Source organism: Sphaerimonospora mesophila (assembly GCF_001417795.1).
GTDB classification, from domain to species: Bacteria; Actinomycetota; Actinomycetes; order Streptosporangiales; family Streptosporangiaceae; genus Sphaerimonospora; species Sphaerimonospora mesophila.
This window is the reverse complement of the sequence record NZ_BCBX01000046.1, coordinates 35336-60173: the sequence shown is the minus strand read 5'-3', so window position 1 is coordinate 60173 and position 24838 is coordinate 35336. Positions and strand designations below refer to the sequence as shown.

Here is a 24838-nt window from a genome sequence, read left to right as displayed (position 1 = left end):
CGCCGCGTTCCACGTCCACCTTCCCAGGAGAGAAACGATGTCCGATCCCGTGTCGGGCCTGCCGCAAGAGCGGGTGACGCACAAGCATGGTGATCGGCTACTCGCTTCCCTGGCACGTGGCACGTGGCCGCGGCTGACGGTGGCCGCAGCCGCGGCCGTCGCTTCGGCCGCCGCCGCGCTCGCCCTGCCCGCCGTGCTGGCCGCCGCGGTCGACGCGGTCTTCACCGGCCGGGAAACGCAGAACGCCGCGGTACGTCTGGCCCTCGTCCTGGCCGTCGCCACCGGCGCCGAGATCGTGGGAGGTGTCGCCGGCGCGGCCTCCACCGCGTCCGCCACGGCGGCGCTCCGCCTGCGGTTCATCACTCACCTGCTCGCCCTCGACGTCAGGGAAGCCCGCCGGACGCCGACCGGGGAGCTGATCAACCGCCTGGTGAGCAACGCCTCTGTCACCGGTCGTACACCGGTGACCCTGGTGGACATGGCGGTGGGAACCCTCACTTCCATCGGTGGCGTCGTCGCGCTGTTCATGATCGACTGGCGGGTGGGAGCGGCCTTCCTGATCGGCGTACCTGCCGCGATCGTCGTCATGCGCATGTTCGTCACACAGGTGTCGGGTCTGTACGACGACTACCAGAACGCGCAGGGCCGCCTGGCCGCGCGCCTGACCGATGTGCTCGCGGGCATCCGCACGGTGCGGGCCTCGGGCAGCGCCGATCGTGAGATCACCCGGGTCCTCGGCCCGCTGACGGACATGTCCCGCGCCGGACATGGCCTGTGGCGGGCCCAGGCTCGCGGTGTGTGGCGGATCACGCTGCTGCTGCCGCTCATCGAGGTCGCCGTGCTGGGCGTGACCGGACTCGGCGTCGCCGACGGCCGCCTGGAGCCGGGTCAACTGCTGGCCGCCGCCGGGTACGCCGCACTGGGACTGGGCTTCGTCGAACAGCTCGACGCGCTGATGAACGTCGCCTACGCCCGCTCGGCGGCCCGGCGGATCAGCGACGTGCTGGCGGTCCCGGCCCAGGCCCCCGGCGGCCGCCCGCTGCCCGACGGCCCCGGCGCGCTCTCGTTCCGGAGGGTCACCGTCATGAGGGAGGGCACTCCACTCCTCGACGACGTCGACCTGGACATCCCTCCCGGTGCGCTGGCCGCCGTGGTGGGGCGTTCCGGCGTCGGCAAGAGCACACTGGCCCTGCTGGCCGGACGGTTGACCGACCCCGACCGCGGTCAGGTGCTGCTCGACGGCCACCCTCTGCCGGACATCGACCCCGGCTCGCTGCGAAGCGCCGTCGCCTACGCCTTCGAACGCCCTGCGCTCCTGGGCGGCACCATCGCGTCGGCCATCGCCTACGGTGTTCCCTCGACGAGACCCGGCGCGGACGACGTCCGCGACATCCGTGCGGCGGGCGACGTCCCTGAGACGGGCGACGTCCCTGAGACGGGCGACGTCCCTGAGACGGGCGACGTCCCTGAGACGGGCGACGTCCCTGAGACGGGCGACGTCCCTGAGACGGGCGACGTCCCTGAGACGGGCGACGTCCCTGAGACGGGCGACGTCCCTGAGACGGGCGACGTCCCTGAGACGGGCGACGTCCCTGAGACGGGCGACGTCCTTGAGGCGGCGCGCGGCGCACACATCGATGACGTCGTCCGCCGCCTTCCGCAGGGCTATGACACCCCGGCTGACGGCGCTCCGCTGTCCGGGGGTGAGTTCCAGCGGCTGGGCCTGGCCCGCGCACTGGTCCGGCATGCCCGCCTGACCGTTCTCGACGACGCCACCTCCAGCCTCGACACGGCCACAGAGGCCCAGGTGACCCACACGTTGGTGGAGAGGATGCGCGGGCGCACCCGGCTGCTCATCGCCCACCGCGCCGCGACCGCCGCCCGCGCCGATCTGGTGATCTGGCTCGACGGCGGGCGGATACGAGCCCGCGGCACCCATGAGGAGCTCTGGCGGGACCCGGCATATCGCTCGCTGTTCTGCGCCGAACCGACCGGTGGCGACCCCGGCACGGCCCAGCCCCCCGGCGACTCGACCCAGGAGGAACCGTGCCCGGCCCGTCCCTGACGTCTCCGAAGAGCGGATACGGTGCCGTACCAACCCCGGCCGGTCTCGCCGAGACCTCGATGGACGACGGCCCCTCCGCTCCTGGCGGGCTCCGCCTGCTCCTGGCGTTGCTGCGCCCCCGTCGGCGCGCTCTTGTCGCAGCGGCGGGCTGGTCTCTCGTCGAGGCGCTTCCGACGTTGTCGTCCGGACTCATCCTCGCCGCCGCCACCGACCGAGGCTTCCTGACGGGACGTCCAGGAGTGGGCCTGGCCTGGCTCGGTGTCCTCGTCGTCGCGATGTTCGTCGAGGCCGTGGCCACGCGAATGATGTTCCCCCATCTGGCCACGGTGGCCGAATCCCTGCGCGACGACCTCGTCCGCGCCGTCGTCACCGCCACCGTGACCCGCGCCGCCGGCGGTGCGGACCCGCCCGACACCGCCGCCGTCACCCGCCTCACCGACCAGGTGGAGACACTGCGGAACCTGGTGTCCGCACTCCTGCGCAGCGCCCGTGAGCTGGGCATATCCCTGATAGCCGCGCTGGCGGGGCTCCTGCTGCTGTCCCCGTTGGCCGCCGCCATCGTCGCCGGACCCGTGTTCATCGCGCTGGTCGTGTTCGTCAGGCTGCTGCGCGTGCTCCTGGCGCGTCAGCGCGCGCTCATCCTCGCCAACGAGACGCTCACCGTTCAGGCCACCCCGATAGTGGCCGGCCTGCGGGACATCGCCGCCTGTGGAGCGCGCGAGCAGGCGTACGCCACCGTGCACACCGCCGTCACCGCGCAGGCGGCGGCCACCCGCGCCCTGGCCTGGGCCGGCGAGGGGCGGCGGCTCGTCATCACGATCGGCACGCACCTGCCGTTGCTCGGTCTGCTGATCTTCGCCCGGCCGCTGATCCAGAACGGTCACCTGAGTGCCGGAGAGGTCATCGGAGCGGTGACCTACACGGCCACCGGCCTTGGCCCGGCCCTGCGTACGCTCGTCGGCACCGTCGGCACCTGGGGCGTCACCCTCATCATCACCCTGGGCAGGCTCGCCGAGACCATCACCCCTCCGTCCACGACCACGTCCGGGTCGACCGCCGTCGCTCCCGCTTCCCTGCCGGGCGGCGCCTCCGCCACCTCGCCGGAAACCGCCGCGGTCGGTCACCAACTGGAGGCACAGCGGCTGAGCTTTGCCTACGCACCGCAGGCCACACCGGTCGTACACGAACTCGACCTCGTGATCCCCGAAGGGGAGCATCTGGCCGTGATCGGCCCGAGCGGCATCGGCAAATCAACCCTGGCCATGCTCCTGACCGGGCTGCGACGTCCCGGCTCGGGGCGGGTACGGCTCGGCGGTCTCCCGCTCGAAGCGACGCCGGAACATCATCTGCGGTCGGTGATGGCGCTGGTGCCGCAGGAGGCGTACGTCTTCGCCGGAACGGTGGGCGAGAACCTCGCCTACCTCCACCCCGCGGGCACTCACGCCCCGGAAAGCCGGCTGCAGGAGGCGGCGGACGCCGTAGGCGCCCGCGACCTCGTCGAACGGCTCGGCGGACTCGACGCCACGATCGAGGAGCCCTCCGCGCTTTCGGCCGGAGAACGGCAACTCATCGCCCTGGCCCGCGTCTATGCCTCGCCCGCGCGTGTCGTCATCCTGGATGAGGCCACCTGCCATCTCGATCCGGCCGCGGAACTCCGCGCCGAGACGGCGTTCGCCGCCCGTGCGGGCACGCTCATCGTGATCGCCCACCGCATCAGCTCCGCGATCAGGGCGCAGCGTGTCCTGCTGATGGACGGCGCCACCGCGCTCACCGGCACGCACTCGCAACTGCTGACCCGATCGGCGTTGTACGCCGACCTCGTCGGTCACTGGCGGTACGACGCCCCGTCCGGGAACACCGCGTCACCGGCTCGCTGATCTTTACCGCCCACCGTTCCCGGCGGGCCGGCGCCCACTCGGTGACATCCCCGCCGCTCGGTGGCACCCGTTGATCAGAGGCCGCCGAGCACCTTCCGGTGCTCGGATCGTCCTTCCAGCGGTACGGCGGTGGTCACCGAAGTTCTCGGGTCTGGCAGCGGACGATTCCGATCCCGGCTCATGAGACGACGTGATGAATCCGACGCGCCTCAGTCCCCAGCGAAACCCGAGTTCTTCGCCGAGGTGAACGACGGGCGCGTCACCCTCACCTTCCACTTCCGGAGTGGGGCGCAGATCACCTACTTCATCACCAAGTCCGGCACCACGGTGACCGGCAGCACCACCTGACGAATGACCGACGAGGGCCGGGGCCGTGCCATCCTCGGCCCCCGTTCTGAATCCCCCGGGACTTTTGCTTGAACAGCCACCTGGGCATCCCGAACTTCCAACAAACTGATCAATCCACCTCTGAGACGTCATTCGCGACGACTACCGATCCGGTGAGCGAAATGTCTCGTACTTCGGGCTGATTGCGGGTGGTGGGGGCTCTCGTACCATGACTTCGTGCACGGCCTTATTCGCTCCGTGTGGTACGAGCCCCGTTCCCCCAACGCACCGCGACGGGTGTGGCGAGACTGGGTGGCCGTGGGGGTGTTGCTGCCGGTCGCGCTGCTCGAAGGAGTGGTGCGGCCGGACATGCCCTCACGGGTCATTTCGGTGAGCCTCGCGGTCGGGCTGGTGCCCACCCTGCTGTGGCGCCGTACCCGGCCGCTGCTGATGGTCGTGATCGCGTTCGGCGCGTCGGGTGTGGCCCAGGTGCTGACGGGTGGCGACTCCCCCGAGACCAACACCATGATTTATCTGCTTCTCCTGCCCTATGCGCTGTTCCGGTGGGGTTCCGGGCGAGAGGCGATCATCGGGTTGGCGGTGATTCTCGTCAAAGCCACGTTCTCCTTGGTCGTGGACTATCCCGGTCCCGCCGACACCGCCGCCGCCTTCGCCGTCGTGTTCTCGGTGATCGCCCTGGGAGCGGCGTTCCGATACCGGGCGAGGGCCCGGACGCGGGAGCTTGATCAGGTCAAACTGCTCGAACGCGAGCAACTGGCCCGAGATCTACATGACACCGTCGCCCATCACGTCTCGGCGATGGCGATCCGGGCGCAGGCGGGGTTGGCGACTGCGGCGGCGCGGCCGGACGCCGCCACCGAGGCGTTGCGGGTGATCGAGGCCGAGGCGGCCCAGGCGCTCGCCGAGATGCGCGCCATGGTCCACATCCTGCGCCGGAACGCGCCCGCCGACCCGGCGCATGGGCGGAGCATCGCCGATCTCTCCCAGCTCGAAAGCCCGGGACAGTCGGGCCCGTCCGTCCAGGTGGAGATCGAGGGCGACACCGCCGGTCTCACCCCCTCCATCGAGGCCGCGATCTACCGCCTCGCCCAGGAGTCGGTCACCAACGCCCGCCGCCACGCGCGGCACGCCACCCGCGTCCTGGTTCGGATCACCGCCGACGACACGTCGGTCCGTCTGTACGTGAGCGATGACGGTGATCCCGTTCGCCCCGCGGGGACACCCGGGTTCGGTATCACCGGCATGATCGAACGGGCCGATCTCCTCGGTGGGACCTGTGCGGCGGGCCCCAATCCCGACCGGGGATGGAGTGTCACCGCCGTGCTGCCGCGTACCGGAGTGGCCGGATGAACATCCGGGTGCTGGTCGCCGACGACCAGGAGATCGTCCGTACCGGACTCGTGATGATCCTCAACGCGCAACCGGGGATCGAGGTGGTCGGCGAGGCCCCCGACGGACGGCGAGCGGTCGAACTCGCCCGGCGGCTTCGGCCCGATGTGTGCCTTTTCGACATCCGGATGCCCGTGGTCAACGGCATCGAGGCCACCCGGATGCTCGCCGGGCCCACCGTCGACGACCCACTCGCCGTCGTGGTCATCACCACCTTCGACCTCGACGAGTACGTCTACGCGGCGCTGCGCGCCGGGGCCCGGGGGTTCCTGCTGAAGAACGCCGGCGCCGAGTTGCTCTCCCAGGCCGTTCACGCCGCGGCGGCCGGTGACGCCCTCATCGCTCCGAGCGTCACCGCACGCCTGCTCACCGCCTTCGCGCACGCCGGACCCGCCGCGCCGCCGGTCCGTCCCATCGAGGCGCTCACCTACCGTGAGGAGCAGATTCTCGTCACGGTGGCCCGGGGCCGTACCAACAGCGAGATCGCCGACGAACTTCACATTTCACTCAGCACCGTCAAGACCCATATCGCCAGCCTGATGGCCAAGCTCGGCGCCCGGAACCGGGTGGAGATCGCCATGTGGGCGTACGAGACCCGTCGGGTCAGACACTAGGGCCTGCGGATGATCCACTCGGCCACGGCGAGGTTGATGACCCATCCGGCGGCCACGAGCAGGGCCCTGGGGATCTCGCCTGGGGGGCCGACGAGGAGCATCCAGGGGAGCTGGGTGAACGCCTGGGTCCCCGCGGCAACACCGATCGCGTAGGCGCGGATCATCCAGGCGCGGTGGCGGCGGAAATCTCTCCGCCGGATGGCGGCGAAGCCGAGCACGAGCGAGACCGCCATCGCCGTGCCGAACACGAGCCGGAACACCGCGAGGAGATCGCCGTCGCCTTCCGGGCGAGGATAGAACATGGTCATCCACAGGCCGGAGAGCGCGGCGACGAGTCCGCATACAACGAGAATCCGTCCCGCCATGCGGTGCCATCCCGGCCTTCGAGTACGGAATCTCCTCGCGAACTGGAAGGCACCCACAATGCCGTAGAGCGACGCTCCGATGATGTGCGACACCACGGGTAGCGGTGTCGCGAAGAATCGCGCGTTGGCGGGGGTGACCACCGCGCCACCCGCCAATTCCCCCACACGGAGCGCACCGGCGACCACCGGAATCGCGCTGAGCATGATCAGGCCGATGGGCCCCGTCCATCCGGAGACTTCGGCGGCCCGTCCGCCGGGCCGTACCTTCCGGGGCTCGACGCCCCGCACACTGCTTTCCGTCATAAAGGGATCGTGACTTCTTCGCCCATGTCCGCTCATCGCGCGAACGGCTCGATTCAAATCAGCCGATCATCCAGCGATCAGGCGTACTTTCGGCTGATTCGGTGGCCTGGCCGCGTTGCTTAGCCTTTCGGCTGCCTCCGCACTCGCATTCATTCGCATAAGGAGATGGCGATGAAGGCGTTCGTCTCACGCTCGTACGGGCCACCCGATGTCCTCACGCTCACCGAAATCCCCGTCCCGGTTCCTCGCGACGACGAGGTCCTGGTCCGGGTGCGTGCCACCTCCGTCAATCCGTACGACTGGCACAACATGCGCGGCGAGCCGTACCTGGCCCGTCTGATGCCCGGCGGCCTCGCACTCCGCCGTCCGAAGATCACCATCCTGGGCACCGACATCTCCGGCCGGGTCGAAGCCGTCGGCAGGAACGTCACGGAGTTCCGCCCCGGCGACGACGTCTTCGCCGTCGTCAGCGGTGGCGGCTTCGCCGAATATGTCCGCGTCCGCGAGTCAGACCTCGCCCCCAAGCCGGAGAACCTCTCGCACGAGGAGGCCGCCGCGGTTCCCATGACCGCCAACACGGCCCTCCTCGCCCTGCGCGACGAGGGCCATATCCTGCCCGGCCAGCGCGTTCTCATCAACGGTGCGTCCGGCGGGGTGGGCACGTTCGCCGTGCAGCTCGCCCGCGCCCTCGGCACCGAGGTCACCGGTGTCTGCAGCGCCCGGAACGTGGACCTGGTCCGCTCCCTTGGCGCGACCAGTGTCATCGACTACACCACCCAGGACTTCACCCGCGAGGCCCGGCGTTACGACCTGTTCCTGGACATCGCCGGCAGCCGGCCGGTCTCCGTCTCCCGCCGCACCCTGCACTCCAAGGGGACCTATGTGGTGGTCGGCGGCCTGCCCGGTCGCTGGATACAGCCCATGGGCCATGTGCTCTCCGCCATGGCGACATCCCGCTTCGCCGGCCAGCGGATATCGGTGGCCGACGCACTCAAGTGCACCGACCCCAAACAGAACCTGCAGACGCTGAGCGCATTCCTGAACGACGGACGAGTGGTCCCGATCATCGACCGCCGCTACCCCTTCGAGGAGATCCCCCGGGCGATCGGCTACCTGGAGGAGGGCCACGCCCGCGGCAAGGTCGTCATCTCCCTCTGAGCGCGATGTCCGGGAGCGCCCGCGCGTGGAGGTCCATGGTCACTGCGATCCGGCATCCTCATCACCCTTCGTGGCGACGCTACGCAGGCCATGGGGTCTCAGCCGGCTGGTGATCGTCAGCCTTCGCGGTGAGATCGGGCAGGACCGGATTCGAGTCAACTGTCGCTCGTCGGCGCGGAGACGAGTGGACCCTCATTACGGATGACGTCCAGATGAGCACTGTGCGCTATGTCAAACTGGTGCCACGAGTAACACAGACCCCGCGCATGCTTGCACTCACCTTCACCCAGCAGGGCAAACGTGATGCGGTGGTCAGACACCTGGCACTACCTGGCAACATGGACATATCTTCGGGCGACATTAGCGAGAACCGGTACCATTAGACACGCATTCGAACATTTGTTTGGGAGAGTAGGATGCGGATCACCGAAGAGCAGGCACGCCTGCTCGCCGTCTGCATGGTCAAAGGCCTCAGCTGGTACCTCATCGCTCGCGAGGCTCAGCGCCCGGACGGCCTCGCACGGCTCTGGTCGGGGGACATCATCGAATCCTCCCCCGATGCGACCAAGGCGCGGGCGCTGATCAGGGAGAACGCCTCAGATCTCGATCGCTATATGCAGTCCGCCATGGAACAGGCCGATCGCGCCGCAGACGGCGGCGCCCACCTCGTCACCGTCCTCGACCGCGAGTATCCCGCCACCCTGCGCCTGATCTTCAATCTGCCACCGTTCCTGTTCGTCCGCGGCCGACTGCGAGACGGCGACCTGCGCAGTGTGGCCGTCGTCGGTACGCGCCAGGCGAGCGAGGACGGCCTACGCCGAGCACGGCGAATGTCCTGCCTGCTCACCGAACGCCAGGTCACCGTCGTGTCAGGCCTCGCTCGAGGCATAGACACCGCAGCCCACACAGCGGCGCTCGATGCCGGCGGGCGCACCATCGCCGTCGTGGGAACAGGCATCCTGCGCTGCTATCCCGCCGAAAACCGCGGCCTGGCCGACCGGATCGCCGAAAGCGGGGCCGTCGTCTCCCAGTTCTGGCCCGAGGCCAACGGCGCGACCTACACCTTCCCTCGACGCAATGTCACCATGTCGGGGATTGCCCAAGGCACGGTCGTCATCGAGGCCTCGAGCACCAGCGGGGCCAAGATGCAGGCGCGGCTAGCCCTGGAGCATGGCAAGAAGGTGTTCCTGCTGCGCAGCCTCACCCAGGCCCAACCATGGGCGGAGCAGTACGTCAGAACTCGCGGGGCCGTCATGGTCGATGACGTGGAAGACGTCGTGAAGAGCCTGTCCAGCCCCGACCGGATCCAAGCCGTCAACGCATCCCGCGCTCAACTGGCCCTGGAGTTCGAAGATCTGAAGCTGGAGGAGCCGGCGCCCGGAGGACTATGGTGACCGAACCGGCACGGCCGGCCTACGGCGACGGCCCGCCCCCCACCGGTTTCGGCCGCTGCGGTCCCTGTCCCTACCTCCGGGGCGGGCACTTCCGCATCTGCCACGAATGCGCATGCGAGAGATTCCAGGCACCCGACGAGCCGAACTGCCCGATATGCCACCAGGTCCTGCGGCACGGAGAGCAGACCTGTGCGAACCGGCTGTGCAGCGACCCTCAACGCACCTTTGAGAAGACGGCTGTCGTGGGAGTCAAGGCGGGAGTCCTCGAAAAAGGAATCCTGCGCCTCAAGGACGGCGCATACGGATGGGGCATGATCTTCGCACGGATCGTTTTAGGCCACCTCTACGCGCACCCGGAGCTCCTCGCCGATGTAGACGCCATCATCCCGATGCCGGCCTATCTGGAGCGGCGCCAGGCCCGGCAGGGCAACGACCACACCGGGTACGTCATCGAGCGGGCGATCCTGGAGGACGATCAGGGTCTCCCATTCGTCTTGGACCCGCCCCTGGTGGTGAAGACGCGGGCCACTCCCCGGATGCGAGACACCGACTCCCGCATGGAACGGCGGCTTGTCGCGCACGAGTTGTACGACGCACTGCGTGTGCCGAACCCGAGCATGGTGCAGGGCCAGAACATCATGGTCTATGACGACGTGTTCACCGGCGGAAACACTCTGAACGCGGTCGCCAGACGGCTGAAGGCGAGCGGCGCGGCCAAGGTGTACGGACTTACCCTGGCTCGCGCTCAGTGGCGAGACCGCCCGTAGCAGGTCCTGGCCGAAAACATCCCCGAAGCCATGATCGTTCGGTGCGGCCGACGGCGACGTCCTGGGACGGCCCCAGGTCCCTGCGGCGGCTCAAACCCTGTCGCGCCGGATGGGTGATCGACCTACCCTGACTGTATGGCCCATGCAAAGACCTCCTTCGTCTGCTTGCCTTGCCGAGCCTCGTACAAGCAGCCGTATCCGGGCCCTAGCCTTGACGATCGGCTCTGCCCTCGATGCGCCCAGCCGCTTATCCATGTCGGCTCCGCCTTCGCGGCGCCGCGCCGTAGGGACAGGGCGGGCTGGCGGACGCTCTCGGTGCTGCTGCACGCGGGTGTCCGCTTTCACAAGGGTTGCTGTTGGGGCCCCGGTTACCGCCCACGCTCGCTCGGCGAGGTGCGCGCACGCATGGCGTACGCCCGGAGAACCGGAGAGCCCTTCTCCAAGGCTCTGGTGCGCCCCGAACTGCCCTAGACCTTCCCCAGCGCCTTCGCCGGCTTGTCGAGTGCGCGAGGGCCGAGCCTGACCTTGTGATCGGTTCAGGGTTTGCGCGCCACGCCGCCGACGAACGTGTGGTAGGTGATGCCGCGCTCGACGAACTCGTCGGGGTCCGGCCGCCACTCGGCGAGCGGCACCAGGCCGGGCTCGAGGAGCGGCATGTCACCGAAGTAGGCGAGGATGTCCTCGCGGGAGCGCCACCGGCCCGTGCCCAGGTTCTCGTTGAACAGCTTCTCCGCGGTGGTGGCCTGCGCCGACACCTCGGGCATGCTCGGCCCGGGGTTCTGGAAGTGGGACAGCGCGAAGTAGCTGCCGGAGGGGAGTGCGTCGCGGAAGCGGGCGGCGATGGCCCCCGGCCCCTCGTGGTCGTTGATGTGGTGCAGGATCGCGAACAGCAGCAGGGCCACCGGCTGGTCGAAGTCGATGCGCGCGCGGAGCTCGGCGTGGTTCAGGATCGATTCCGGGTCGCGGATGTCGGCCTCGATGACCGTGGTGCTGCCGTTCGTGGCGAGCAGCGCGCGCCCGTGCACGAGCACGATGGGGTCGTTGTCGATGTAGACGACCCGCGACTCTGGAGCGACCCGCTGGGCGACCTCGTGCACGTTGCCCTGGGTGGGCAGGCCCGAGCCGATGTCGATGAACTGCCGGATGCCGGCCTCGGCCGCCAGGTGATGGACGACGCGCCGGAGAAAGGCCCGGTTCGCCCTACCCGCCGCGGGGGCGTCCGGGGCGATCTTCAACGTCGCCTCTCCCACCTGACGGTCGATGGCGAAGTTGTCCTTGCCGCCGAGGAAGAAGTCGTAAACCCTGGCGATGCTCGGCTTTTTCGGATCGATTCTGCTCCCCGGCGCGTCGTTCTCCGCCGAGGTGCCGCTCACTTGCTGGTCGTCGGCCACGATCCCGTCCCATCTCCTGGCTGTACCGGTTCAGATCATGATCAGGGTAAGGCCTCCCCAGAGGCAGGAGAAGGACGTTTGCGGTAAGTGGTATGAAGAGGTTAATTGCTGAGATTACGGGCGGCTGGAAGTCGCGCCGCCCGAGCGTGTGGTCAACCGTCCATGGTCTCGGCCAGGGAACGCGGGCGCAGGTCGGTCCAGTGGTTCTCGATGTAATCCAGGCAGGCCGCGCGGGTGTTCTCGGGGAAGACGACGGTCCACCCTGCGGGGACCTCGGCGAAGGAGGGCCACAGGGAGTGCTGGTTCTCCGCGTTGACCAGGACGAGGAAGCGGCCGTCGGCGTCGTCGAAGGGGTTGGTGGTCATGCTCGGTTCCTTCCGGATCGGGATGGAGCGGTCGGCTTGCCCTTGAGTTCGGGGCTTGCCACGGGGTCGCGGCTTGCCCTTGAGCTCGGGGCGTGCCATCGAGGCGTAGGTGAGATCACCGAGCCACCGCCAGGCGATAGGTCTCATCGGTGGCGAGGAGGGTCCGGTGGGTGCCCTCGGCGGTGATGACGCCGTCGTCGAGGACGAGGACCCGGTCGGCGGCGTCCAGGAGAGCCGGGCTGCTGGTGATCACGATGGTGGTGCGGTCCCGGCGCAGCTCCGCGATGTTGCGCGCGATGAGCTGTTCCGTCACCGCGTCGACGGCCGTCGTCGGGTCGTGCAGGACCAGGATCTCGGTGTCGGCGGCGAGGGCGCGGGCCAGGGACAGCCGCTGGCGCTGCCCACCGGAGAGGTTCGCCCCGCGGTCGCGGACGCCGTAGTCGAGTCCTTCGCGGTGGAGGGAGACGACGTCGGTCAGCATGGACGCCTCGACGGCTTCGGAGACCATCCGGCCGGTGCCCGCCGGGTCGATGTTCGCGCGGAGGGTGCCCGCGAAGATCTCCCCGTCGTACGGATTGACCAGCATGTGCTCGCGTACCGCCTCGATCGAGAGGTCCTTCATCTCCACGCCGCTGACCCGCACCACGCCCTCATACGCGTCGGGCGGGACGTTGACGGCCAGGATCGAGGCGAGGTCGGCCGCCGCACGCTGCCGGTACGCGGCGATCGCCACGAACTCGCCGGCCGACACGTGGAACTTCAACCCGCGTAGCGACCCGCATCTGACGCTGTCGACCTCGAGATCTCCGCCTGCCGACGGGCGTTCCGGCCCCGGGGTCGTCACCGGCGGCGCGGCCAGTACCAACGCCATCCGCTCGGCCGACGCTCTCGCGATCATCACGTACTTCGGCATCTCGGAGAACTGCCTGAGCGGTTCCATGATGAACTGCGCCAGCCCCACGGCCATGACGAGCTGCCCGATATTGATCTGGCCGTCGAACGCGAGCCAGCCCGCCGTCAGGGTCACGGCGGCGGCGAGGATCGCGTTGAGTGCCAGCGCGATGCCGGCGTACATGCCGTTCACCCCGGCGACGGTGATCGCCTGGTTCCTCGCCTCCGTGCTGACCCTCCGGTAGGACCGGAACGCCGCGTGGTTGCCGCCGAAGCCGTGCAGCGGCCGCAGGCCGGTGATCAGGTCGGCGACCTTCGCGGCCGCCCGCGCCACGCGGGCCTGCTGTTCGCGGGTGCCGGCGCCGATCCGCTTGGACATCACGCTCAGGATCGACAGGATCGCGGTGGTTCCCACGATCACCAGCAGGCCGAGCCGTACGCTGGCCAGGCCCAGCGCGACCGCCGTGATCAGCACCGCGACCAGTGAGCTGATCAGCAGCGGCACCACCTCGATGATGTCTGCGGTCTGGTCGGCGTCCTCGGTGGCGATGGTCAGGATCTCGCCGGACTTGAGGTCGACGTCCCGGGCCACCGGTTGGAGCCCGCAGGCCGCGACCCGCACCCGCCAGCGGTGTGCCTCGGTCGTGTTGGCCTTCTGGAGGATGCGCATCCCGAACCGCCACGACAGCGAAACGGTCGTGATGATCACGGCCAGCGCGGCGATCGACAGGCCGAGCGAGCCGAGGCTGCGATCCCGCAGGGTGTTCTCGACTATCAGGCCGAGGGCGATGGGGAAGGCGGTCTCCCCGGCCTGGTACATGCCCATGAGGATGGTGCCCCAGGTCATGGGGCCCGCGTTGCGCCGCAGTGCGGTGCAGAGGATGTCGGACCCTGTCCGGGGCCGCCCCTCGTCGGGCTCGTCGGGAATGTCGGATCCCGTTCGGGACCGCCGCTCGTCAGAAGTCGTCATCGATATGCCTGGCGACCGCTTCGGGGGTTCGCAGGGTGAACAGATCACGGATGGTGATCACGGGTCCGTACTCTCGGCGGAGCAGCCCGATCAGCCGCACCGCCAGCATGGAGTGTCCGCCGAGGGACACGAAGTCGCTCACCGCGCTCACCTCGTCATCATCCAGGTCCAGCGCCTCGGCGAAGAGCGCGCACACCATGGTCTCGGTCTCGGTCACCGGGCCACGCTCGCCCGACGTGGTCAGCGCGCCCAGTGGCTTGGCCTCCGGCAGCGCCCTGGTGTCGGCTTTCCCGTTCACCGTCAGCGGGATGGCGTCGACCTGGGCGTAATGCGAGGGGCGCAGGTAGTCCGGCAGCGCGGCGCCCACCTCGGCGGCGACCGTCGCCAGGTCGGAGCCGTCCAGCACGAGGTAGGCGGCCAGCCGGTGGGCGCCGTCGACCTGCGGGTCCGGCTGGGCGACCGCGGCGGCGAACCGCACCGCCGGGTGCGCCGTGAACGCGGCCTCGACCTCGCCCAACTCGACGCGGTGCCCCCGGATCTTGACCTGCTGGTCGGTGCGGCCCAGGTACATCAGGTTCCCGTCGGGCCGCCGGACCACGAGGTCACCGGTGCGGTACATGCGTTCGCCGGGCGCGCCGTACGGGCACGCGACGAACCGATGCGCGGTCTGGGCGGGCTGCCGGAGATAGCCGCGTGCGATGCCGATGCCCGAGACGTACAGCTCACCGGGCACCCCGTCGGGCACCGGGCGCAGCCACGGGTCCAATACGTACACGTCGGTGTTGTCGATGGGCACGCCCACCACCGGGTCCCGGCACTCGAAGGTGCCGACGCCGAGGGTGTTGATGGTGTACTCGGTGGGACCGTACAGGTTGTAGCCGACCGTCCCCTCGGTCTCGGCCAGCCGCTGCCACAGCGTCGGGGTGACCGCCTCACCGCCCAGCAGCACCAGCGCGGGCCGCCGCGCCGGGTCGTCGAGCAGCCCCTCGGCCACCAGCTGCTGCGCGTAGGTGGGGGTCACGTTGATGACGTCGATCCCGTGCTCGAGGCAGTAGTCGACCAGACGGGGCGCGTCGCGGCGCAGCTCCTCGTCGCAGATGTGCACCTCGTGGCCGTCGGCGAGCCACAGCAGTTCCTCCCACGACATGTCGAAGGCGAACGACACGGTGTGCGCGATCCGGAAGACCCGGTGGCCGTGCTCGGCCAGCACCGGTTCGAAGATCCGGCGCCGGTGGTTGATCAGCATGTTGGTGAGCCCGGCGTACTCGGTCACCACGCCCTTGGGCTTCCCCGTCGAGCCGGACGTGTAGATCGTGTACGCCGGGTGCCGCAGGCGATCGGGGTCGTCCGGCGCGAACGTCACGTACGGCTCGGCCTCGGGCAGTGGGCGGTCCAGCTCGATCAGGTCACCGGTCAGCCGGGGCGAGACGGCGCTCACGGTGAGGATCACCTCCGGGCGGGCGTCCGCGACGATCGCCGCGATCCGCTCGTCGGGGTGGTCCAGCTCCAGCGGCACGTACGCCGCGCCGACGCGCAGCACGGCGAACAGCGCCACGATCGAGTCGAGAGAACGCGGAATCGCGAGACCCACGGTCGTCTCGGGGCCGATCCCCCGCCGGGCGAGCACGCCCGCCACCGCGCGGCTGCGGTCCCGAAGCTGGGCGAACGTCATGGTCCGGCCGTGTGCGACGAGCGCGACCCGCCCCGGGCCGCGGTCCGCCGCCCGGTCGAACCGGTCGACCACGGTGTCGGTGCCGACGTCCACGCGCTCGGCCGGCTCGGGCACCCGCCCCAGGCCCGGCAGCGCGCCCACCGGCCCGGTCGACCCGGCCAGGTCGTCGAGCACGCGCAGATAGTCGTCCAGGAGGCGGCGGGCGTTCTCCGTGTCGCCGTCACGGTGTTCCAACTTGACCGTGAGCCGGTCGCCGGGCGTGACGACCCAGGTGAACGGGTAGTGCGTGGAGTCGTCGGCCCGCACCTCGGTGATGCCGTGCCTGGCGTTCATCTCGGCGAGCGCGTCCAGGTCCAGGAAGTTCTGCAGCACGAACAGGTTGTCGAACAGGGTGTCGTGCCCGATTGCCCGCTGGATCTCGCCGAGCCCCAGGTGCTCGTGCTCCATCGCCGCGACCCTCGCCGCCTGCACGGCCGACAGATACTCCCGGACCGTGTCGTCCGGTCGTGCCCGCGTCCACATGGGCACGGTGTTGAGCAGCACACCGACGATGTCGGACAGGCCCTCGCCCTCCCGGCCGGAGACGGTCACGCCGAACACGGCGTCGGTCCGGCCCGTGTACGCGCCGAGCAGCAGGCCGAACGCGCCGGTCAGCACCGAGTTGAGGGTGACACCGTGCGCCCTGGCCGCCCGCCGCACCAGTTCCGACCGTTCGGCGGAGAGCGTGCGCACGAGCACTCCCGGCGGATCGTCCGAGAGCGACGGCGCCGGTCCGGCGAGCAGCGTCGGGCCGGGGAGGCCGGCCAGGTGCTCGGCCCAGAAGCGTTCCGACCCGGAGACGTCCCGGGCGTCGAGCGCCCGGGCGTGGTCCTCGAAGCTCGGCGTCGCCGGGACGGGGTCGAGCGGCTCTCCAGCGAGGACGGCCCGATAGGCGTCGAACAGGTCCCGCAGCACGATCTCGCGTGACCAGCCGTCCCACAGCAGCAGGTGGTAGCTCAGCAGCAGCCCGTCGTGGTCGCCGGGCAGGCGGATCACGGTCAGCCGGATCAGCGGCGGTTCGCCCGGATCGAAACCCGTGTCGCGGTCCCTGGCGCGCAGCGCCTCGACCTCCGCGTCCGTCGACAGCGCGACCGTACGGACCTCGACCCGACGGCCCGCCGCGAGGACCTGGACCGGGTTTCCGTCGGCGTCGGTGGTGAAGCCGGCGCCGACGGCCGGGTGCCGCGCGATCACGTACGCCATCGCCTCGGCCAATGCGTCGGCGTCCAGCCGCCGGTCGAAGGTGAAGAAGCTCTGGGCGACATAGGGCCCGGCCGATCCCGCCAGCTGGGCCTGGAAGAACAGGCCCCTCTGGAGCGGGGTCACCGGCGCCGTGCGCTCGGCCGTCGCGGCGGCGTCCGCGATCTGCTCCAGCGCGTGCCGCCAGTGCTCGGTGAGCTCGTCGGCGATCCCCTCGGCGAGGGTGAAGGTCGCGCGCAGGGTCGCGGTGTCCGCGTCGATCCACGCGTTGACCTCGACGGCGTACGGGCCGGCCTGCTCGCCACCGGTGATGTGCAGCGCCTGGGACTCGCTGCCCCGGCCGAGGTAGTTGAACAGCACCTGCGGGCGAGCGGTCAGCAGTGGGGCCGTCTGCGGGTTGAGGTATCTGAGCTGGCCGTAGGCGACGTGTCCGCGCTCGTCCGGCTGGCGTTCCGCGACCTCGCGCGCCGCAGCGACGGGGTCGGTGTGCGCCGAGAGCCGTACGGGCGCGATGGAGGTGAACCAGCCGACCGTGCGGGTGTAGTCGTGGTGTTCGAGCACCGGCACCCGGCCGTGCCGCTCCAGCTCGATCGCGAGATCGGTGGGCGAGGGTCGGCTGCGCGTCAGCGCGGCGCGCAGCGCGCCGCACAGCAGTTCGGTGAGGCCGACGCCGAGCGCGGCGGGCGCCGTACGCGTCACGCGCGCGGTCACCTCGGGCGTGATCTCCACCGTGATCTCGCGCCGCCCCCCGATCGCGGGCAGCAGCGGGGGCGCTTCGAGCGTGGTGATCCAGTGCCCGAGGTCGCCGATCGCCTGGGCCGACCGGGACAGCAAGGCGTCGGCGTACTCGGCGTACGACGTGGTCGGCGGCGCCGGGGCTGCCCCGCGCAGAGCGGCGGCCAGGTCGTCCAGCAGGATCAGCCAGGACACCGCGTCGACCGCGATGTGATGCGCCGTGACCACCAGGGTCCGGCTCGCCGGCAGCCACGAGAAGGCGATCACTTCCCCTGACTCGGGATCGAGCCGTCCGGCGGCCTCGTTCGCCGCGGCCGTCGCGTCGGTCTCGTCCGTACGGACGACGGCGACCTCGCGGGCGGGTTCCGTGCGCAGCGCCCACACCCCGTGCTCGACGCGCAGCCGCAGCCGGAGGGCCGGGTGCGCGGCCACGACGGCGTTCGCGGCCCGCCGGACGTCGTCCGTTCCGGTGCCCTCGGCCACCACCAGCGCCCTGGCCTGGGCGAACCCGGCGAGGGAACCGCCCAGCTCCCGCTGGCGCAAGATGATCGGCGTGGGCGGCAGCGGGCGGTCCTCGTCGTGGGTCGGCGCGGGCACCGCCGGCCGGGACGTCCGCGTCTCCAGGTGCTCGGCGAGTGCGCGCGGCGTCCTGAGCAGGAACACGTCCCGTGGCGCGATCGGCAGGCCGAGCGCCCTGGCCCGGTTGACCACCGTGATGGCGACGATGCTGTCGCCTCCGGCCCGGAAGAAGTCGGTTTCGCCGTCCACATCGGAGCCGGGCAGCGTCTCGGCGAAGATGTCGACCAGTGCGGCGAGCGTGGAGCCGGTCAGGGCCGCCGGGGTGTCGACCAGTGCGGCGAGCGTGGAGCCGGTCACGGCCGCCGAGGTGTCGACCAGCGCGGCCCGCTCGATCAGGGCCCTGCGGTCCAGCTTGCCGTTGACCGTCAGCGGGAGGGCGTCGACCTGGAGCACCCGGCCCGGCACCATGTGCACGGGCAGCTTCGCCGACAGGAGGCCGGTGAAGTCGCCGGGCACCCGGCCCACGACGTGCGCGATCAGGTGATCACCGCTGTCCGCCACGGTGACGGCCGTGTCGACCACGCCGTCGAGCTCCCTGATCGCGGCCTCCACCTCGCCGAGCTCGATGCGGAAACCCTTGAGCTGCACCTGGTCGTCGGCGCGGCCGACGAACTCCAGCTCGCCGTCGAGCGTGCGGCGGGCGAGGTCGCCGGTGTGGTACATGCGGGAGCCGTCGCCCGCGAACGGGTCCGCCACGAACCGGCTCGCGGTGAGCCCCGGCCTGCCCAGGTAGCCGAGCGACACCTGGTCTCCGGCCACGTAGATGGCGCCCACCCGGCCGGGCGGGACCGGCCGGAGCCGGTCGTCGAGCAGGTACGCGACCAGGCCGGGGATCGGGCCGCCGATCGGGCTGACCTCGTCGCCGGAGGCGAAGTCCTCGTCGGTCAGCACCCGATGCGTGACGTGGACCGTGGTCTCGGTGATGCCGTACATGTTGACCAGCTCGGGCGAGCCGGTGCCGTACCGCTCGACCCAGCAGTGCAGCCGCCCGAGATCCAGTGCCTCGCCGCCGAAGATGATCCGGCGCAGCGACGTGACCGGCTCGTCGGCGTGCCGGTCGGCCTCGATGAACTGGTAGAACGCCGACGGGGTCTGGTTGAGCACGGTCACGCCGCGCTCGCGGACCAGCCGGTGGAAGTCGACCGGTGAGCGGGTCAGCGCGTACTCCGGCACCAGCAGCTCACCGCCGTACGCCAGCGCGCCCCACAGCTCCCACACCGCGAAGTCGAAGGAGTAGGAGTGGAACTGGACCCACACGTCGTTCGGGCCGAAGTCCATGTCCGGCCGGGTGTTCGCGAGCAGCGTCACCACGCTGGAGTGCGGGACGACGACGCCCTTGGGTCTGCCGGTCGATCCGGACGTGTAGATCACGTACGCCGGGTCATGCGGGCCGACCCGGGGTGGCGCGGCGGTGTCCGGCGGCAGCGCGTCTCCCCGCACGAGCACGCGGGCCGGCACACCCGCCCTGGCCAGCAGCTCGGTGAAGCGGTCGCGCTGTTCCCGGTCCACGAGCACGACCTGCGGAGCCGCGTCGGCGAGGATGAACTCGAGCCGTTCGTCCGGGTACGCCAGGTCGAGCGGCACGTACGCGCCGCCCGCCGTGACGATCGCGACCAGGGCGACGACCTGCTCGACGGAGCGCGGGAGGGCGACGGCGACCCGCCCGCCCGGCCCGACACCGGCCGCGCGCAGCGCCGAGGCCAGCTCGTTCTTCGCGTCCGCCAGTTCGCCGTAGGTCAGGGAACGGGTGCCGCCGTCGAGGCCGCACTGGGTGACGGCGGTGGCGGCCGGGTCACGGCTCGCGGCGGCGTCGAACAGTCCGCCCAGGGTCGTCGGCGTGATCGGCGCGGGGCGCGGGGCGCCGCCGGACGTCAGGTCGTCGACCGGGTCGTCCGGCCGGGTGAGCAGGCCGGTGAGGTTCCGGGTGAACGTGCGCAGGATCGCCCCGGCGCCCGTCTCCCGCAGCAGTTCGGTGTCGTAGATCAGGTTGAAGCGCGGACGGCCGTCGCGGGCGCGCTCCACCACCAGCGTCAACGGGTAGTGCGGGGCGCCCTCGTTCACGATGTCGGTGATGACGAACTCGTCGCCGGGCCTGCGCAGGCTTTCCGGATCGGTCGCCACGTCGAACACGACCAGGGTGTCGAACAGGGGGCCGCCGCCGGCCTGGCGGCCGATCCTGGTCAGGGAGACATGCCGGTGCGGCAGGACGGCGTTCTGGTGCTCCCGCACCGAGGCGAGCAGTTCGCGCGCCGTGGTGGCGCCGGTCCATCGGGCGCGTACGGGGATCGTGTTGATGAGCAGTCCCACCATGTCCTCGATGCCGGGCACGTCCGCGTCGCGCCCGGACACCGTGGAGCCGAACACCACGTCTCTGCCGTGCAGGATGCCGCCCAGCGTCGCCGCCCACGCGCTGTGCACGGCGACGCTCAGCGGCACGCCCGCCGCCCGGACGGCCGCGTCGATGTCGTCGCCCGGCTCCGCCGCCGTGTCGGCGAACCGGCCGGACGGGATGTGCCCCTCGGCGACCAGCGAGGGGCCGGGCAGACCGGCGAGCTGATCACGCCACACCCGGTCGCTCGCGTCGTCGTCGCGTTCAGCGAGCCGGCGCACGTAGTCGGGGAAGCCGCCCCGCGGGTGCACGCTCCCCGGCGCGTGGTACTCGGCCAGCAGTGCGCGCAGCATCGGGGGCACCGACCAGCCGTCGGCGATGATGTGGTGCACGGTCTGCACGAGGACGTGCCGGGCGGGGCCCGTACGGATCAGGGTGTAGCGCATCAGCGGGCCGTGGGCCAGGTCGAACCCGGCGCGGCGGTCCCGCTCGGCGTGGTCGCGAATCTCGTCGTCGGTGCCGCCGGGGCGGTCCAGCACGGTGAAGGGAGCCGTCAGACCGCTCTCCAGCACCGAGACCACGCGGCCGTCGGCGAGGGCCACGAACCGCGCGGCCAGGTTCGGGTAGAGCGTGAGCAACCGGGTGGCCGCCGCCGCGAGCCGGTCGGCGTCCACCTCGCCCTCCAGCGTCAGCAACTGCTGCTCGACGTAGCCGCCCGCCGAGTCGTCGTCGAAGACCGAGTGGAAGTACAGGCCCTCCTGCAACGGGGTCAGCGGCAGGACGTCCAGCAGCGCCGAGCCGTCCTCCAGGGCGTCCACGTCGGCCTGGGTCAGGGACAGCGGGCCGAAGTCACTGGGGGAATGGCCGCCCCGATCGAGCGCGGCGAGCCCCACCAGGGCCGCCCGGAAGTATTCGCCGATCGTCGCGGTGTCCTCGTCCGTGAACACCCCGTCCGGCCACGAGATGGCGGTGACCAGCTCGTGCTCTCCGGTCGGGCCGGGTTCGGCGATCGCGTTGAACTCCAGGGCACGCGGCAGGCGCATCCGCGGGTCGCGCTTCTCGCCCAGCCGTCCGGTGGCGCCGGCGAGCCGCCAGTCCCCTGACGTGCCCGCGTCGAAGCGGCCCAGGTAGTTGAACAGCACCTGCGGGGCCGGCAGGTCGAACCGGATGCCGGCCAGATAGCGCAGGACGCCGTAGGACAGGCCGTTGCTCGGCACCCGGGCGAGGTCCTCCTTGACCGCCTTGAGCGCGGACGACAGGTACTCGGGGGTGGTGAGGTCGGCGGCGGCGCCGGGGTCGACGGTCACCGGGAACAGGGTGGTGAACCAGCCCACGGTCCGCGACAGCTCCGGCTCGAAGCCGACGGCGTCCGCCACGAACCGCGCCTCGCGGCCGTGGCCCTCGAGCTCGATGTGCGCGAACGTCTGATCCTGCCCGAGGTCGCGGCGCCACCGGGCGAGCGCGACGGCGAGCGCGGTCAGCAGCACGTCGTTGACGCCCGCGTGGAACCTCGCGGGGATCTCGCCCAGCAGCGCCGCGGTGACCTCGGGGCCGACCGAGACGGTCCTGATCCGCTCACGTGCGACGGTGTCGGACTCGCACAGGGGGCGCCTGCCCAGCGGTCGGTCCGCCCCCGGCAGGGGACGTTCGTAGTGACCGCGGTCCGCGTCGAACGCCGCGCGCTCGAGCAACCGCGTCCAGCGCCGGAACGACGTGCCCACCGGGGGCAGCTCGATCGGCTCTCCCGAGGTGCGCCGCCGCCACGCGGTGGCCAGGTCCTCCATGAGGACGCGCCAGGACACGCCGTCGACCACCACGTGATGTACGACCACGACCAGTTGCCCGGCCTCGCGCCGCCAGACGGCACGGAGCATCACGCCGTTGTCCGGATCCAGTCCTTCGGTGGCGATCGCGACGCATTCGTCGAGCGGCCGGTCGCTCTCCTGCCATCCCGCGACGGCGTGGTCCGCCTCCGGGATGTCGAAACCCCAGCGGTCGCCGCGTACGAGCCTGGCGCGCAGCATGTCGTGCCGTCTGACCACGGCGGTGAGGATCTCGTCGAGGGCGTCGGCGGTCAGGTCGGCCGGGGTGTTCACTACCACCGACTGCACGAAGCCGTCGATCGCGTCCGTGGTCTCGCCGAGCCACCGCACGATGGGCGCACCCGCGACCGAGCCGGTGGCGACGTCCTCGGGGTCGACCGTGAAGACGTCATCGCGGCTCGCCACCGCCGCGAGCTCCCCCAGACCGGCGTCGGTGAAGATCTGCGTCGCCGTGACGTGGAGACCCGCGTCACGCAGCGCGCTCAGCAGCGAGATCGCCAGAATGCTGTCGCCGCCGAGCTTGAAGAAGTTCTGGTCGACACCGACCTCGTCCAGCCCCAGCACCGACGCGACCGCCGCGCACACCACGCGCTCGTTCTCGGTGGCGGGCGGGACGAGCGGGCCCGTCGCGACCACCGGCTCCGGCAGCGCGGCCCGGTCCAGCTTGCCGTTCGGGGTGAGGGGGAACTCCCGCATCACGACGATGTGCGCGGGCACCATGTGCTCGACCATGTGCTCGGCGGCCCACGCCCTGACCTCCTCCGCGCGCAGGTCCTCACTCCCGGCGGCCGGGATCACGTACCCCACCAGGTAGGTGCCGCCCGCCGCGTTCTTCTTCGCGAGGACGCAGGTGTGCCGTACGCGGGGATGTTCCGCGAGACCGACCTCGACGTCCTCGATCTCCAGCCGCATACCGCGGATCTTGATCTGGTTGTCGGCCCGGCCGAGGAAGTCCAGCGACCCGTCGGGGGCGAACCGCGCGAGGTCACCGGTGCGGTAGAGCCGGGACCCGTCCGCGGCGAAGGGGTTCGCCACGAACCGGGACGCCGTCAGGCCGGGCGCGTTGACGTACCCGCGCCCCAGGAGGAACCCGCCCACGTACAGCTCGCCGCCGACGCCGACCGGGACCGGGCGCAGCTCCTCGTCCAGCACGTACAACTCGGTGTTGGGGTTGGCCTTGCCGATCGACGTCGACAGCCGTTCCGCCGCGCCCCGATAGATGACGTGCGAGACGCCGATCGTCGTCTCGGCCGGGCCGTAGCCGTGGTACATGGGGATGTCGAGCCGGGCGCGGAACCGCTCGTACAACTCCGGGGTCAGCACCTCGCCGCCGCACCACACGTGCCGCAGGCTGTCCAGCCGCCCGGAGTCGCCCGCGATCTCCAGCAGCACGTCCAGCATGGACGACACCAGATAGGCGAAGGTGACGCGCTGCTCGGCGATCACGCTCAGCAGGTGATGCGGGTCGCGTTCACCGCCGGGCCGCAGGACCACCAGCCGGCCGCCGCACACCAGCGGCAGGAAGATCTCGTTGATGGAGATGTCGAACGACAGCGGCGCCTTGAACAGCGACGCGTCGTCGTGACCGAAGCCCAGGATCTCGTCGACCTGCCACAGCAGGCGCTCGCTGATCGCCTCGTGCCGGATCATCGCGCCCTTGGGCCGCCCGGTCGAGCCGGATGTGAAGATCACGTACGCCAGGGCGGGGCCGGGGATCGCGACCTGGGTCGCCTCGGTGGGGTACGACCCGAACCGCCAGGCGCCGAGGTCGACGGCCACGGCCTCCGGTTCACCCGGGTCGTGCTCGCCCGAGTCGTTGAGCTGCACCACGACCCGGGCGTCGTCGATCACGACCGCCCGGCGCGCTGCGGGCCACCGCGGATCGAGCGGCACGAACGCGCAGCCCGCCTGGAGCACGCCCAACAGGCCGATCACCATCTCGGCCGAGCGGTCCAGCGAGATGCCGACGACCTGTTCCGCGGTGAGCCCGCGTTCGATCAGGTGGTGGGCCAGCTGATTGGACAGCCCGGCCGCCTCGCGATAGGTCAGCGACCGCCGCTCGTCGACGATGGCGACGGCGTCCGGCCTGGTCAGCGCCTGCTCGCGGAACATCTCCACGATCGTCGGACGGACCCGGTCGACCTTGTTGTCGTTCCACCGGGCCAGGGTCTCGATCCGCACCGCGACGCTGGACGGGCCGATGGTCCCCACCGGCCGGTCCGGGAAGTCGGCCAGATCGTCGAGCGCGAGCTGCGCGTCGGTCAGCGCGACGCCCTCGGGGACGGTGATGCCGCAGTCGTCCGCGCCGACCTGCCACCCGCCGACCCCGCTCCCGCCCGCCTCGGCCCACCCGAGCACGTCGGTGAACGGAGTGCCGGGCGTGAGGTCGAGACCGTCGGGGCCGCGGCCCGTCGCCCAGTAGGCCAGCCCGATTGCGCACGCCGCGGTGATGGTCCTGTCGGAATATCCGCGGGTCCGCCGGCGTACGCCGGCCAGGCGCGCTGGAGAGAGCAGCGCGAGACGAGAGCTCGGTTCCGTCATCGAAGCCTCAGCCGTCCCTTCCG

At 70.7% G+C, this 24838-nt stretch carries 13 protein-coding genes; 8 read left to right on the top strand and 5 right to left on the bottom strand.

Annotated elements, in window-relative coordinates; all coding sequences use genetic code 11:
• The first annotated feature begins 37 nt into the window (after positions 1-37).
• The 5 genes from AP234_RS26900 to AP234_RS26885 all read left to right on the top strand — a co-directional run bounded on the left by AP234_RS26900 (position 38) and on the right by AP234_RS26885 (position 6293).
• Positions 38-2065 carry an ABC transporter transmembrane domain-containing protein gene (locus tag AP234_RS26900; RefSeq protein WP_055482537.1) on the top strand — a complete coding sequence of 676 codons (2028 nt, stop codon included), beginning with the start codon at positions 38-40 and terminating at the stop codon, positions 2063-2065.
• Positions 2047-3942, top strand: coding sequence for an ATP-binding cassette domain-containing protein (locus AP234_RS26895; RefSeq protein ID WP_152990644.1), 1896 nt, complete (start codon positions 2047-2049; stop codon positions 3940-3942). Before AP234_RS26900 ends, AP234_RS26895 begins: the two co-directional genes overlap by 19 nt.
• Before the next feature lie 180 nt (positions 3943-4122).
• On the top strand, positions 4123-4290 hold the full coding sequence (locus AP234_RS37400; protein ID WP_160330493.1) for a hypothetical protein: 168 nt from the start codon (positions 4123-4125) through the stop codon (positions 4288-4290).
• Between the two features lie 216 nt (positions 4291-4506).
• A complete protein-coding gene (locus tag AP234_RS26890) occupies positions 4507-5640 on the top strand; it encodes a histidine kinase (protein WP_055482536.1) in 1134 nt (377 codons plus the stop codon).
• The gene (locus AP234_RS26885; protein WP_055482535.1) at positions 5637-6293 is read left to right on the top strand and encodes a response regulator; all 657 of its coding nucleotides are present in this window, start codon (positions 5637-5639) and stop codon (positions 6291-6293) included. Before AP234_RS26890 ends, AP234_RS26885 begins: the two co-directional genes overlap by 4 nt.
• On the opposite strand, the gene AP234_RS26880 is transcribed toward AP234_RS26885, so the two are convergent.
• Complete coding sequence (locus tag AP234_RS26880) at positions 6290-6961, bottom strand: DUF2306 domain-containing protein (protein WP_083502473.1); 672 nt, start codon at positions 6959-6961, stop codon at positions 6290-6292. The genes AP234_RS26885 and AP234_RS26880 overlap by 4 nt on opposite strands.
• Positions 6962-7132: 171 nt before the next feature.
• Here AP234_RS26880 and AP234_RS26875 point away from each other — a divergent pair, with 171 nt between their 5' ends.
• The 3 genes from AP234_RS26875 to AP234_RS36655 all read left to right on the top strand — a co-directional run bounded on the left by AP234_RS26875 (position 7133) and on the right by AP234_RS36655 (position 10280).
• On the top strand, positions 7133-8119 hold the full coding sequence (locus AP234_RS26875; protein ID WP_055482534.1) for an NAD(P)-dependent alcohol dehydrogenase: 987 nt from the start codon (positions 7133-7135) through the stop codon (positions 8117-8119).
• Between the two features lie 416 nt (positions 8120-8535).
• Positions 8536-9513, top strand: a complete 978-nt coding sequence (locus AP234_RS26870) for a DNA-processing protein DprA (protein WP_055482533.1) — start codon at positions 8536-8538, stop codon at positions 9511-9513.
• Positions 9514-9824: 311 nt separating this feature from the next.
• Positions 9825-10280, top strand: a complete 456-nt coding sequence (locus AP234_RS36655; protein WP_152990643.1) for a ComF family protein — start codon at positions 9825-9827, stop codon at positions 10278-10280.
• A gap of 536 nt (positions 10281-10816) precedes the next feature.
• Here the strand turns inward: AP234_RS36655 and AP234_RS26860 are convergent.
• From AP234_RS26860 to AP234_RS26845, 4 genes are all read right to left on the bottom strand, one after another.
• Positions 10817-11671, bottom strand: coding sequence for an SAM-dependent methyltransferase (locus AP234_RS26860; protein ID WP_083502471.1), 855 nt, complete (start codon positions 11669-11671; stop codon positions 10817-10819).
• Between the two features lie 152 nt (positions 11672-11823).
• Positions 11824-12036, bottom strand: coding sequence for an MbtH family protein (locus AP234_RS26855; RefSeq protein ID WP_055482531.1), 213 nt, complete (start codon positions 12034-12036; stop codon positions 11824-11826).
• 115 nt (positions 12037-12151) lie between these two features.
• Positions 12152-13897, bottom strand: a complete 1746-nt coding sequence (locus AP234_RS26850; protein WP_055482530.1) for an ABC transporter ATP-binding protein — start codon at positions 13895-13897, stop codon at positions 12152-12154.
• The gene (locus tag AP234_RS26845) at positions 13884-24815 is read right to left on the bottom strand and encodes a non-ribosomal peptide synthetase (protein ID WP_055482529.1); all 10932 of its coding nucleotides are present in this window, start codon (positions 24813-24815) and stop codon (positions 13884-13886) included. Before AP234_RS26845 ends, AP234_RS26850 begins: the two co-directional genes overlap by 14 nt.
• Positions 24816-24838 lie beyond the last annotated feature (23 nt).

Coding starts and splice junctions, on each gene's coding strand:
- AP234_RS26900 (WP_055482537.1), top strand. CDS start 38: ATGTCCGATCCCGTGTCGGGCCTGCCGCAAGAGCGGGTGACGCACAAG.
- AP234_RS37400 (WP_160330493.1), top strand. CDS start 4,123: ATGAGACGACGTGATGAATCCGACGCGCCTCAGTCCCCAGCGAAACCC.
- AP234_RS26885 (WP_055482535.1), top strand. CDS start 5,637: ATGAACATCCGGGTGCTGGTCGCCGACGACCAGGAGATCGTCCGTACC.
- AP234_RS26880 (WP_083502473.1), bottom strand. CDS start 6,961: ATGACGGAAAGCAGTGTGCGGGGCGTCGAGCCCCGGAAGGTACGGCCC.
- AP234_RS26875 (WP_055482534.1), top strand. CDS start 7,133: ATGAAGGCGTTCGTCTCACGCTCGTACGGGCCACCCGATGTCCTCACG.
- AP234_RS26870 (WP_055482533.1), top strand. CDS start 8,536: ATGCGGATCACCGAAGAGCAGGCACGCCTGCTCGCCGTCTGCATGGTC.
- AP234_RS36655 (WP_152990643.1), top strand. CDS start 9,825: ATGATCTTCGCACGGATCGTTTTAGGCCACCTCTACGCGCACCCGGAG.
- AP234_RS26855 (WP_055482531.1), bottom strand. CDS start 12,036: ATGACCACCAACCCCTTCGACGACGCCGACGGCCGCTTCCTCGTCCTG.
- AP234_RS26850 (WP_055482530.1), bottom strand. CDS start 13,897: ATGACGACTTCTGACGAGCGGCGGTCCCGAACGGGATCCGACATTCCC.
- AP234_RS26845 (WP_055482529.1), bottom strand. CDS start 24,815: ATGACGGAACCGAGCTCTCGTCTCGCGCTGCTCTCTCCAGCGCGCCTG.